The 12,470-nt window shown below is 34.7% G+C and carries 10 protein-coding genes; 8 read left to right on the top strand and 2 right to left on the bottom strand.

Features of this window, described 5'->3' with window-relative positions; translation table 11 throughout:
• The first annotated feature begins 41 nt into the window (after nucleotides 1–41).
• The 5 genes from CEY12_RS20875 (at nucleotide 42) to CEY12_RS20855 (ending at nucleotide 6,439) form a co-directional block, all read left to right on the top strand.
• Entirely contained in the window at nucleotides 42–1,100 is a 1,059-nt protein-coding gene (locus CEY12_RS20875) for a DNA polymerase beta superfamily protein (protein ID WP_089029492.1), read from the top strand.
• A gap of 337 nt (nucleotides 1,101–1,437) precedes the next feature.
• Nucleotides 1,438–1,950: a DUF2975 domain-containing protein gene (locus CEY12_RS20870; RefSeq protein WP_089029491.1), complete on the top strand. Its 513-nt coding sequence runs from the start codon at nucleotides 1,438–1,440 to the stop codon at nucleotides 1,948–1,950.
• Between the two features lies 1 nt (nucleotide 1,951).
• Nucleotides 1,952–2,155 (top strand): helix-turn-helix domain-containing protein, encoded by a 204-nt coding sequence (locus CEY12_RS20865; protein ID WP_040995723.1) that lies wholly within the window; start codon nucleotides 1,952–1,954, stop codon nucleotides 2,153–2,155.
• 241 nt (nucleotides 2,156–2,396) lie between these two features.
• Nucleotides 2,397–3,269, top strand: a complete 873-nt coding sequence (locus CEY12_RS20860) for an ABC transporter ATP-binding protein (RefSeq protein WP_089029490.1) — start codon at nucleotides 2,397–2,399, stop codon at nucleotides 3,267–3,269.
• A gap of 2 nt (nucleotides 3,270–3,271) precedes the next feature.
• Nucleotides 3,272–6,439, top strand: a complete 3,168-nt coding sequence (locus CEY12_RS20855; protein ID WP_089029489.1) for an ABC transporter permease/M1 family aminopeptidase — start codon at nucleotides 3,272–3,274, stop codon at nucleotides 6,437–6,439.
• A gap of 66 nt (nucleotides 6,440–6,505) precedes the next feature.
• Here CEY12_RS20855 and CEY12_RS20850 read toward each other — a convergent pair whose 3' ends face one another.
• A complete protein-coding gene (locus CEY12_RS20850) occupies nucleotides 6,506–8,728 on the bottom strand; it encodes a polyribonucleotide nucleotidyltransferase (protein ID WP_089029488.1) in 2,223 nt (740 codons plus the stop codon).
• Nucleotides 8,729–9,227: 499 nt separating this feature from the next.
• Here CEY12_RS20850 and CEY12_RS20845 point away from each other — a divergent pair, with 499 nt between their 5' ends.
• On the top strand, nucleotides 9,228–10,652 hold the full coding sequence (locus tag CEY12_RS20845; RefSeq protein WP_089029487.1) for a sugar MFS transporter: 1,425 nt from the start codon (nucleotides 9,228–9,230) through the stop codon (nucleotides 10,650–10,652).
• 260 nt (nucleotides 10,653–10,912) lie between these two features.
• Here the strand turns inward: CEY12_RS20845 and rpsO are convergent, their stop codons facing one another.
• A complete protein-coding gene (gene rpsO / locus CEY12_RS20840; RefSeq protein ID WP_089029486.1) occupies nucleotides 10,913–11,182 on the bottom strand; it encodes a 30S ribosomal protein S15 in 270 nt (89 codons plus the stop codon).
• 173 nt (nucleotides 11,183–11,355) lie between these two features.
• On the opposite strand from rpsO, the gene CEY12_RS20835 reads away from it, so the two are divergent.
• On the top strand, nucleotides 11,356–11,913 hold the full coding sequence (locus CEY12_RS20835) for a pyruvate decarboxylase (protein WP_089029485.1): 558 nt from the start codon (nucleotides 11,356–11,358) through the stop codon (nucleotides 11,911–11,913).
• Nucleotides 11,914–12,294: 381 nt separating this feature from the next.
• Entirely contained in the window at nucleotides 12,295–12,438 is a 144-nt protein-coding gene (locus CEY12_RS22405; protein ID WP_157676871.1) for a bacteriocin-like protein, read from the top strand.
• Nucleotides 12,439–12,470: the final 32 nt, after the last annotated feature.

The following is a 12,470-nucleotide window of genomic DNA, read 5'->3' as shown; positions in this document are numbered from 1 at the left end:
ATTCACCCATTAAAAAAACTCATACATACAAACACACCACCATGACAATTCATGATCTTAAAACTCAGAATATGATCCTTTTCGAAGCCATTTCCGGAAGCCGTGCTTTCGGATTGGCAACGGAAACATCAGATACAGATATCCGTGGAATATATTATATACCGAAGGAAGATTTTTTCGGGCTCAATTATATTCCACAGATTTCCAATGAAACCAATGATATTACTTATTATGAAATTGGAAGGCTGGTAGAATTGCTTCAAAGGAATAACCCAAATATTCTGGAGATTTTAGCAAGTCCTGAAGATTGTGTTCTAAAGAAAAACCCTTTAATCGATCTTTTAAAACCTGAAGATTTCCTTTCAAAATTATGTAAAGATACTTTTGCAGGATATGCCGTTTCGCAGATCAAAAAAGCAAAAGGACTCAATAAGAAGATCCTTAATCCCATAGAAAAAGAAAGAAAATCTATTCTTGATTTCTGCTTTATTCTTGAGAAGCACAGTTCATTACCTTTAAAAGAATGGCTTTTGAAAGCACATAAAACTCAGGAAAAATGTGGGCTATCCGCCATTGACCATACGAAGGGCGTGTTTGCTTTATTCTACGATGAAAATTATTCATTAGGATATAAAGGAATTATCATGAATGAAGAAGCCAACCAGGTCTCTGTATCTTCTGTTCCAAAAGAGGAAAATTCTATAGCTTATTTATTTTGTAATCTGGACGCTTACTCTACCTATTGCAAAGACTACAGGGAATACTGGAAGTGGGTTTCTGAGCGAAATGAAGACCGTTATAATGTGAATCAAAATCATGGACAAAACTATGACAGCAAGAACATGATGCATACCATTCGGTTATTGCAGTCTTGTGAACACATATTTAAAACAGGTTCAATGGAAATTCGTGTAGAAAATCGGGATGAATTGCTGGACATAAAAGCTGGAAACTGGTCTTATGATCAGGTTATGAAAAAAACTGAAGATCTTATTAAGTCGATTGAATATTATTATTCAATTTCAAGTCTTCCTGCTGAGCCGGACTTAAAAAAGACCACCAAGGTTTTAGTAGAAATAAGAGAAAGATTATACCATTAAAGTAAAGGTAATTGAGATTCCTTCGTCGTATACTCTTCACACTGACAACTATAAGGCTTTACATTTTACAATCTTTGGTACAACTACTTTAAGAAATATCCATTGAGATCTGTCTGTTTATTTGATTGGGGTTCTTTGATAATAGGCCTTTTTATTTTGAAAGAAGACTATTCATTGCAGCATCTGAAAAAATTAATAGAGTAAGCTAATAATTGAAACCTCCATATCCGTGGGGGTTTTTCTAATTCATAACTTATTTTGTTAAAATAAAATATAAATTAATTATTGTTTTACGATAATTAATTATACATTTGCAATATCAATTAATTATTATGCTATGAACCAGACTAAAATTATTGCAAGAATTCTTTATTACCTCTGTCTTGTTTTGTCGGCGGGTTACCTGCTTACGGCGGTCTACTCCATCTTATGTCTGATAACAGGCGCAACTACGCCCTATAAAGAAAATAAATTTCTTCATATTAATTTTCCTTTTACAGATCAGCCTTTCCTGAATATTGAAAATAATTATCCCTACATCATATTTTCGTTCATGACAGTTTTACTGACCTATGGTGTTTTTTTCTGGTTTTCAGCCAGCGTTTTCAGGGTATTTTTTCAGACCAAACTATTTACTCAGGAAAACATTCACAAGCTTAAAAGATTTTACATATATAATATCTTCTTTCCTCTTCCTATAGTGGTTATAGCAAGTTTCTTCGTAGAAGTCGAAAGTATGATATGGGGATTGGTTTTTATCCATTTCATGTTAGGAATTTTCTGTCTGTTTCTTGCTAATATCTTTAAGCAAGGACTACATTTGCAAAACGAACAAGACCTATTTATATAAAATGCCAATTATAGTCAACTTAGATGTGATGCTTGCCAAGCGAAAAATGCAGAGTAAAGAATTGGCAGAAAAATTAGGAATCACTCCCGTTAATCTCTCTATTCTTAAAACAGGAAAAGCCAAAGGGGTTCGCTTTGATACCCTTGAGGCAATTTGTAAAATTTTGGAATGTCAGCCCGGAGATATTCTGGAGTATAGGGAGTAGAGGTACGAGGTGTGGGATAAGGGGTGCGAGATGCGAGGTGTGGGATAAGAGTACTAAAGTTTAAGTTCAAGGTCTTTTTACTTTTTGCTCTTTATTCTTTATTCTTTATTCTTTATTCTTTATTCTTTATTCTCTACAGTATAGATACGGCCTACCATCATTAACTAATCACTACATATATAAAAAAAAGAAAAGCAATGTAAAAACATTGCCGGTTATCCTATTACCCAAACTCAAGATTATGAACACACTATCTATTAACCAACTAAGTCTGACCTATAAGAATGGTTTTCAGGCTATCAAAGACTTGTCACTGGAAATTGAAAACGGGATGTTCGGCCTACTGGGTCCGAACGGAGCCGGAAAATCTTCTTTAATGAAAACGATTGTCGGGTTACAGAAACCCAGCTCCGGAAATATCCTATTCAATGGTGTTGATATCTCCAAAAATCCTGATTTCATTAAGCAAAACCTTGGCTTCTTACCACAGGATTTCGGAGTTTACCCAAAAGTTTCAGCTTACGATCTCCTGAACCATATTGCCCTACTTAAGGGTATTAAAGATCATACTGAACGTAAAAATCAAATACTAAACTTATTGGAGAAAGTAAACTTATCAGATTTTAGAAATAAAGAAGTTCATACTTTTTCTGGTGGAATGAAGCAGCGCTTTGGAGTCGCTCAGGCTTTATTGGGGAATCCAAAGATCATTATTGTGGATGAACCAACAGCGGGTTTAGATCCTGAGGAACGCAACCGTTTCAACTCTTTACTAAATGATATCAGTAAAGAAGTGATCGTGATTCTTTCTACCCATCTTGTGGAAGATGTTAGAAATTTATGTTCGGAAATGGCTATTATGAAGAAAGGTCAGCTCCTTCGAAAGGGAAAACCCAATGAGCTTATTTCAGAATTACAAAACAGAATCTGGTCCAAACCTATTCGCCAGGATGAGTGGGAAGCTTACCAATCCAATTATCAGATTATCAGTCAGCAATTGATCGAAAGAGAATTGTATATCACGACATTTTCAGAAAAGCAGCCAGAAAATTTCACTCCCGTTTCTCCTCTTCTGGAGCATGTTTACTTTCATACTCTTACTCAAAAACCATAGTCATGAATACTTTATTTTTATTTGAAGCCAAACGCACCATTAAGCATTGGCTAAGTTATCTTATTGGCCTAATCCTGGTGTTTCTTGGTATTTTTTGTGGAAACCAATTCAACCTTAGTGTTGGTGAGGGCATTTATCTCAACTCACCCTATTCAATAGGTTTTATGGTCGCAATGCTAAGTCTTTCCATCTTATTTTTTGCCATCATTTATGCGAGTCAGCAGTTATTTAAAGATTGGGATTCGAAATTTGACAGTATATTATTCTCTTTTCCTTTCTCAAAATGGAATTATCTTAAGGGAAGATTTACAAGCTATTTCCTGCAAACTTTTATCAGTTTCCTATTACTGATTTCAGGTTTTATCATTGGCCAAAATTTGCGAACGGGAAGTGAAATCCAGCACTCCTTTAATCTTTGGCATTATATATATCCCTTACTAATTTTTGGATTTATTAACTGTCTTTTGGTCTGTAGTTTTTTATTCCTCATTTCTTACAGCACAAAAAGAAAACTTCTGGTTGTTATTGGAGGGCTACTGCTCTATGTTCTGTATATGGTTGTTTTGTTATTCTCTAACTCCCCTTTTATGGCAGGAAGCCTCCCTCAGTCGGCGGAAGCTCAGCAATGGTCAGCTTTATTGGATCCATTTGGAATATCTGCCTATTTTTTTGAGGCCAGATCTTCTTCAATCCAACAAAAGAACCAGCTTATTGTTCCACCTTTAGGATACTTATTAATTAACAGATTAGTTTATGTGATATTATCTGGAATGCTTTTATTCCTGTCCTATTATTTATTCTCATTTACAGCGCATTCGGATAAAAAATCTAAGAAAAGAAATGAATTATTTCCACCTGTTATTTCAACGCCCACAGATTACCATATTGCACAATCAGATTTTGGATATAAAACCTCCTTTAAATCAATCCTTTCATTCGCTAAAATCGATCTGATCTACCTGTTCAAAAGTATTACCATTATAGCAATATGTATCCTTTTATTATTTGCAGTTGGTATGGAAATGTATGCTGAAATTGAAAAAGGAATACGTTTGCCACAGAAATACGCGGGTTCTGGTTTAATGGCTTCCACTATATCTGAAAATTTCCATCTTTTGGGGCTACTGATTATGACCTATTTCATCAACGACCTCTACTGGAGAAGCCAATCCTCAGGATTTTACCTTATTGAAAAAAGCACCTATTTTGCCAAAAACAAGCTCATTGGACATCTTCTTTCTTCCGGTATCCTGCTCTTCTTTTTCACGGGAATCCTTATCATTGAAGGATTAATTTTTCAGCTCGGTTACCATTATTTCCATATAGATTGGAATGCTTATTCAGGAGTCATATTGTTCAATACGTTACCAATATTCTTATTTTCCGCTTTTCTACTCTTAATCAATGATCTTATTAAAAACAGATTCGTTGCACTGGGAATTTCCGTTTTAGCTGTTTTCATGTTAGCAGGTCCGGCTTCCCACAAACTGATCAGTCATCCATTATTTAGAATATTTTCAGATTTAAAAGGAGTTTACAGTGATTTTAGTGGATATGGAATATATGTAACTGCATTTTCCGAAAGACTTTTATTTGGTATGGGTCTGATTATTTTGTTATGGATGATTAATGAATGGGGTAAGACCAAAAAATGGTCACTCAAGAAATTGATTTTTAGTACTGTCATTTTGGTGTCCGGGATTTTCGCAGGGTATCAGTTTACAAAAGGCTATATTGCTAAAGACGAAGAAAAAATGATGGCAACAGCCGCTGAATATGAGAAAAAATTCAAATTTTATGAAATGCTTCCTCAACCTACGATAACCGATGTGATTACTCAGGTCAATCTATCTCCTTCTACCCATTCCTATACCATTGAAGGAAAATATATACTTACCAATAACACAAATACAACAATAGATAAGATTTTAATCAACTTCGACCCCAATTTAAAAATACAATCAGCCATTTTCTCAACTCCCTTTGAATCTGAAAAAATCAATACTAAAGTACATGAAGTTCATTTAAAACATTCTTTACAACCTAATGCTACAGCAACATTAAGTTTCACATTATTCTATCAATGGCATGCCGTGAACGGTCATGAATCATTCAATGCAATTATTCAGAATGGTTCTTTTATGCGAATAAGCAGGTATTATCCAAGTATTGGCTACCAGAAAAATTATGAAGTCGAAGATGAAAAAAGAAGAATGGATTTCAAACTGGGAAAAGCATCAAAAATTAAAAGACTTGAAGCTCCTGAAGTATCACAAAAGGATTTCATTAATCTGGATATGACCATTTCAACGGATAAAGATCAAACTGCAATTGGAACAGGCGACCTCATTAAACAGTGGACAAAAAATAACAGAACTTATTTCCAGTACAAGGTCAGCCAAATCCCGTTTCGTTTTGCGGTTTCTTCGGCAAAATACAGTCAAAAAAGCATCAATTACAAAGGCGTCACCATCAATTTATTTTATCATCAGAAACATTCCGAAAATGTAGATCACCTTCTGAATAACGCTAAAATCACGCTGGATTACTGTACACAGAACTTTGGGAAGTATCCGTTTAAAACCATCACATTCGCAGAGATTTCTTCGTTTACAAAAGGTTTTGCAGCAACAGCATATCCTTCGGCGATATTTATGCCGGAAGACATGGTTTTTCATTCCAACATCCATGCTGACAAAGAACAAGACGTTATCAATGAGCTGGCGGGCCACGAACTTTCCCATCTATGGTGGGGAAACAGCCAGATCGATCCCGATGATAGAGAAGGTTCGGTAATGCTTACAGAAACATTGGCAATGTATACCGAAATGATGTTATATAAGAAAATGCATGGAAAGCTAAAGATGATGGACCGGATAAAAATGCATCAGCAGATTTATGATAATGAAAAAGGACTATCTGAAAATGAGCCGATCTACAAAGTAACAGGAGATAACCCCCATATTGCTTACTCTAAAGGCGCGGTAGCAATGGTACAGCTGAGTAATCTCCTTGGAGAAGAAAAAGTAAACACCGCCCTCAGAAACTTCTTGTTACATAATCAGTATCCTAAAAAACCAACAAGTCTTGATTTACTTTTGGAATTTTATAAAATATGCCCCAATGATTCCGCTAAAAAAGAAGTGGACCGATTATTTAAAAAAATATAATAATTGAAGCTTCTCCAACAAAAAAATCCCTCTAAAAGAGGGATTTTTTATTATTAAGGATACATCTTATGCTTCAGTTGAAGGATTTTGATTTTCCTGTGGAGCCTGAGCTGCAGGTTTATCACCTTCAGGTCTTGCCTGTTGTTCTTGTCTTGGTTTTTGCTCCGGTCTTGGAGGTCTTGGTAAAAGAACTTTACGAGACAACTTCATTTTTTTACGGTCATCATAGCCCATAAATTTCACTTCCACTTCATCTCCCTCTTTATAAGGTACCTTGTCTAGACGAGCCCATTCAATTTCAGAAATATGAAGCAATCCTTCCGTTCCTTTTGCAATAGCTACAAAAGCTCCGAAATCCATTACTTTCACTACTTTCCCTTGATAAACTTCACCTATAACCGGCACAAAAGTAATTTCGTTAATTCTTGCAATAGCAGCATTGATCTTCTCTCTGTCTGTTCCTGCAATTTCGATACGTCCGATCTCACCAACTTCTTCAATCGCGATAACCGTATCCGTATCTTTTTGTAATTGTTGAATAATTTTTCCACCAGGTCCGATTACTGCGCCAATAAAGTCTTTAGAAATTTCCAATACAACCATTTTCGGAGCGTGAGGTTTCACGTCTGGTCTTGGTGTTGCGATTGTTTCAGTGATTTTATTAAGAATGTGTAATCTTCCGTCTTTAGCCTGCATTAGAGCTTTTTCCATGATGTCCATAGAAAGTCCCTGGATTTTAATATCCATCTGACAAGCTGTAATACCATCTGCAGTTCCCGTTACTTTAAAGTCCATATCTCCAAGGTGATCTTCATCTCCTAAGATATCAGAAAGCACCGTGAATTTTCCAGACTTAGTATCTGTGATAAGTCCCATAGCAATTCCCGAAACTGGTTTTGTAATCTGTACACCGGCATCCATTAATGCTAATGTTCCGGCACAAACTGTAGCCATAGAAGAAGAACCATTAGATTCTAAAATATCAGAAACAATTCTGATGGTGTATGGATTTTCAGCAGGAATAACTGCCTGTAAAGCTCTTTGAGCTAAGTTTCCGTGTCCAACCTCTCTTCTTGAAGTTCCTCTTAAAGGTCTTGCTTCACCCGTTGAGAATGGAGGGAAGTTATAATGTAAGAAGAATTTCTCGTCATAGTTTGCCATAACGCTGTCCACCATATTAGCATCTTTTACAGATCCTAAAGTAACAGCTGTTAATGATTGAGTTTCACCTCTTGTGAAAACCGCTGAACCATGTGCTCCCGGAAGATAATCAATTTCTGACCAGATCGGACGGATCGTCTTAGGATCACGACCATCAAGACGGATATTGTCCTCTAAGATCATCTGACGCATTGCTTCTTTCTCTACGTCGTGGTAATATACTTTTACAAAAGGAGTTACTCTTTCCAGTTCTTCTGCATTGTCAACATACTGAGCTAAAAATTCTTCACGAACCGCTTTGAATTTTTCACCTCTTTCTTCTTTCCCTGAAGGAGTTCTTGCTACTTCATATACTTTATCATATGTTTCTTTCCACACTTTCTCACGAATATCTTCGTCGTGATTTTCGTGGCTATATTCTCTTTTCGGGAAAGCTTTACCTACTTTTTCAGCCAGTCTTTCCTGAGCTTCAATTTGTTTTTTAATTTCAGCATGTCCGAAGATAATAGCTTCTAACATTTCCTGCTCAGAGATCTCTTTCATCTCTCCTTCTACCATTACAATTGAATCTTTTGTAGCTCCAACCATAATATCAAGTTCAGAGTTCTTAAGATCTTCATAACTTGGGTTTATAGCAAGTTTTCCATCGAATCTTACTACTCTTACTTCAGACATCGGTCCGTTGAAAGGAATATCTGTAATAGCGATTGCAGCTGAAGCAGCTAAACCAGCTAAATCATCAGGAATAGATTGTCCATCATAAGAAATAAGAGAAATCATTACCTGAACTTCAGCATGGAAATCTTCAGGGAAAAGCGGACGAAGAACTCTATCCACCAAACGCATTGTTAAAATTTCCTGATCAGAAGGTCTTGCTTCTCTACGGAAAAAGTTTCCAGGAATTTTTCCTCCCGCATAAAATTTTTCTCTGTAATCAACTGTTAATGGTAAGAAATCTACACCAGGATTAGCTTCTTTATTGGCTACAACTGTTGCTAAAAGCATTGTTCCACCCATTTTTACTACTACAGAACCATCAGCCTGTTTTGCTAATTTACCTGTTTCAATTGTGATTTCTCTGCCATCTGCAAGAGTAATCGTTTCTGTAAACGCTTGAGGTATACTCATAAATAATTTTTGTTTAAACACTCCGTATTGAGTGTGATTGATATAAATTCGTCTAAATTTTGTTTGCAAAGATAAACTATTTTCCCGTTAACTGCCATTATAAAAAAGAAAAGAGATTACCGCATTAAACAACTATCCATCAGCTACTTATTTCAACTTTTAAAACTCTGAGCTTATTTTAAACTTTTTAACCTAAGGGACGGGAGAACCAACAACCACTTTCTAAATCTGTCATTTCCAGTTATCTTTACTTTTTAATAATAATTTCATAACAATAAGTCCTCTTTTTCAGTTTTTTGTCTCAATCAGAGATAATAATTGTGTTTAAAGATAAAATTAACATAAAAAGCGTCTTAAAAGTTGCAGAAAAAAAAGTTGTTCCCCTATATTTGCTCTGCTTTTCAAAATCTATTTTAGACTGAACATAATAGTTTTGAAAATCCAACTTTTATAACTCATGAAAGAGCAGGTGATTCTCTCTTTCTTTTAAATAAATTTTATGATTAATAATAAAGAAGTAAAGTCAGAAAGTAGAAATTATACAATTCCTTTGATCACGATTACGTTGCTATTTTTTATGTGGGGATTTATCACCTGTATGAATGACATTCTGATCCCTTACCTGAAACAGCTTTTCAACCTTACGTTTTTCGAGTCCATGTTGGTACAATTCTGTTTCTTTGGGGCTTACTTTATCGGCTCACTCATCTATTTCTTTATTTCTATCTCTAAAGGGGATCCTATTAACAAAGTGGGATATAAAAAAGGAATTATTTTCGGTATTTTCCTGGCAGCATTTGGGTGTATTCTTTTCTATCCTGCAGCTACTTTTTCCTACTATCCTTTATTCCTGGGAGCTTTGTTTATTTTAGGACTTGGTTTTACCGTATTACAAATTACGGCTAATGCATATGTTTCTTTGCTGGGAAGTGAAGAATCTGCTTCCAGCCGTTTAAATATGACCCAGGCATTTAATGCCTTTGGAACTACAATTGCTCCCGTATTGGGCGGACATTTGATCTTTGAATTCTTTTCATCTCCAGATGGATCATTCAGTGCAGTAGCAACAAGGATTCCTTACTTAATTTTCGCTTCAATCCTCCTGTTAGTCGCTTTATTGATCTCAAGAGTAAAGCTTCCCTCTTTCCAAAGTGAAGAAGAAGAAATTGTAAAAGGATGGGGAGCTCTGGAATTCAGCCATTTAAAATTTGGAGTTTTCGCCATGTTCTGTTATGTAGGCGGAGAAGTTGCAGTAGGTAGTTTTATTATCAGCTTTCTGGAACAGCCACAAATCATGGGCTTTAATGAAATTATAAGCAAGAATTACCTTGCTCTGTATTGGGGAGGTGCTATGATTGGACGTTTCCTGGGAGCTATTTCATTAAACCAATCCATAAGTCAGGGGAAAAAGGCTATTTATATGTTGGGAGCAGCAAGTATTGTTTTCCTCGTTATCTTCAGCATTGTTAATCTTACTTTTTCTCAGATCAGCTTTTTCCTGATCTTCATCATTCTTAATTTTATAGCGTTCTTCATTGGTAAAGCTGCTCCGGCAAGAACATTATCAATATTTGCGGCAATAAATGTTGCCTTGCTGATTTCAGCAATGGTGAATCATGGTGAACTGGCAATGTACAGTATCCTAGGTATTGGAATTTTCAATTCCATCATGTTCTCCAATATTTATACGTTAGCTATTTCGGGATTAGGAAAATACACAAGCCAGGGTTCTTCTTTAGTTGTAATGGCTATTTTGGGAGGTGCTATTGTTCCTATTTTCCAGGGATACCTCGCGGATCAGTTTGGAGTACAGCACTCATTTATCATTCCGGTATTCTGTTATCTTATTATTCTGATCTTCGGCGCCTACTGCACGAAATATCTCGGACATGTAGAAGCTACGGAATCAAAATCAGGACATTAATAATTTTAAAATAAATGTAAAAAATGAGGTACTTCTTGTATCTCATTTTTTTTATATACGGTTAAAAAGCAAATCGCCATTCAAAAAAGATTTAATCCTCCCTATTCCAGGCCTTCCTGCTTCCCAAATCTTTAATAAACCTCCTATTCCTTAGATTTGGTTTCCCAAACTTCATTAGTTTGTATTTACACTATTTTGTGCCGGTAATAAAAAAAGCAACTTCTTTCGAAGTTGCTTTTTATTTTGAAAATCTTTGTAGACTATTTTCTTAAACCTAGTTCAGCAATAATTGCTCTATATCTTTCGATATCTTTATTTTTAAGGTAATCTAGTAAACTTTTTCTTTTACCTACTAATTTCACCAAAGATCTTTCCGTTGCAAAATCGTGACGGTTAGCCTTTAAATGCTGAGATAAATGATTGATTCTGAAAGTGAAAAGAGCTACTTGTCCTTCAGCACTTCCTGTGTCTTGTGCAGATTTCCCGTGTTTTGAGAAAATTTCCTGCTTTTTTTCTGTTGTTAAGTACATTCCAATATTGTTTAATGATTATTATGTAACGGGTGCAAAAGTACGACTATTTTTTAAGTTAGCAAAACATTATTGATTTCATATATCAAAATTGATAGAAAAAAATGTTAAAAATTTCTTAATAAATTTTATGCCATCCCATTAAAAGACAGTAATTTTACAAATGAATACAAATGAGAAAAATTTTACTTTTTACAACAGTTTCTACCCTTTTATTGATAGGCATCACTTCAGTAAAAGCACAAAAAGGTGCTTCTGAGGATAAAATAAAAAAGGTTTTATACTTCAATCCAGAAGTAGAGCCCGATATTGAAGAAATAAAGGAGCCTACGAATCACGCGTTTTTCAGTGCTGTTTCGGATAACTTAAGTGGTTATAAAAAGAATAAAATGCTGCGAACCGAAATCCAGATCCCTTTTGACAGTGTGGATACTCAAACGATTGTTGATTACTGCATTAATAATGATGCTGATTTTGCAATCGTTCCAAAAGTAAAATATTTCAAAGTAGGCATCGGAAAATATGTTTTCTCAAATCAGGTTATTGTAAGCATGAAACTATTTGATGCTTCCGGTAATTTAATTACAGAATCTGATTATGATACTTACCGTAAAAATATGCGTCTGTTAGGTTCAGCAGAAAATTCTATTAAAATTGGAACAAACGGAGCTATAAAAGCTATTCTTAAAAAATTAAGAAAAATAAAACCATCTTCAGAAGCGGGGTTCTAACATCTTTCGAACACTTCAAATTTCACACATCTCATTACAAATCAAAATTTTAATAAATTTTGACAAAAAAAATTGAATTTATTTGAGAATAATTCAAATATTTTTGTTAATTTAGTTTAGCATTAATAATCCAACAAGTATTAAGATATAATTTGAGCTGGATTATCAACATTTTGAAAAGTAATTTATCAAACAAAATAAATCTCTTCATTTTTTAAATTCATTATTACACCCACAATTTCTTTGTGGGTGTTTTATTTTAAGCAAAACACCTCAATACCATAACGCACTGATAATGAATAATTAATTCTACTATTTAGTGAATAATATAAATATTTTTCAGTATTTTAGTTTCACATTACAACCAAAATATCTTACTCTATGAAAAATTTAAAAAAACTCAACAGACAGGAACAAAAAACAGTTAATGGTGGAGGCATCATAAGATGTACTGAGAATTCTCAATGTTTTGGAGGATTCTGCTGCAACAGATTTTGCATGATAGATGCATGTATCGAAGTTTGATCTTATTATTTCAACTGATTTTTACAATCTAA

Origin of the sequence: Chryseobacterium sp. T16E-39 (genome assembly GCF_002216065.1) — a bacterium.
GTDB lineage: Bacteria > Bacteroidota > Bacteroidia > Flavobacteriales > Weeksellaceae > Chryseobacterium.
This window is presented reverse-complemented; position numbering and strand designations above follow the sequence as displayed.

What these genes read in the sequence shown, in the direction of transcription:
- CEY12_RS20865 (WP_040995723.1), top strand. Translation starts at nt 1,952, where the DNA reads ATGCCAATTATAGTCAACTTAGATGTGATGCTTGCCAAGCGAAAAATG.
- CEY12_RS22405 (WP_157676871.1), top strand. Translation starts at nt 12,295, where the DNA reads ATGAAAAATTTAAAAAAACTCAACAGACAGGAACAAAAAACAGTTAAT.
- CEY12_RS20845 (WP_089029487.1), top strand. Translation starts at nt 9,228, where the DNA reads ATGATTAATAATAAAGAAGTAAAGTCAGAAAGTAGAAATTATACAATT.
- CEY12_RS20835 (WP_089029485.1), top strand. Translation starts at nt 11,356, where the DNA reads ATGAGAAAAATTTTACTTTTTACAACAGTTTCTACCCTTTTATTGATA.
- rpsO (WP_089029486.1), bottom strand. Translation starts at nt 11,182, where the DNA reads ATGTACTTAACAACAGAAAAAAAGCAGGAAATTTTCTCAAAACACGGG.
- CEY12_RS20850 (WP_089029488.1), bottom strand. Translation starts at nt 8,728, where the DNA reads ATGAGTATACCTCAAGCGTTTACAGAAACGATTACTCTTGCAGATGGC.
- CEY12_RS20870 (WP_089029491.1), top strand. Translation starts at nt 1,438, where the DNA reads ATGAACCAGACTAAAATTATTGCAAGAATTCTTTATTACCTCTGTCTT.
- CEY12_RS20855 (WP_089029489.1), top strand. Translation starts at nt 3,272, where the DNA reads ATGAATACTTTATTTTTATTTGAAGCCAAACGCACCATTAAGCATTGG.
- CEY12_RS20860 (WP_089029490.1), top strand. Translation starts at nt 2,397, where the DNA reads ATGAACACACTATCTATTAACCAACTAAGTCTGACCTATAAGAATGGT.
- CEY12_RS20875 (WP_089029492.1), top strand. Translation starts at nt 42, where the DNA reads ATGACAATTCATGATCTTAAAACTCAGAATATGATCCTTTTCGAAGCC.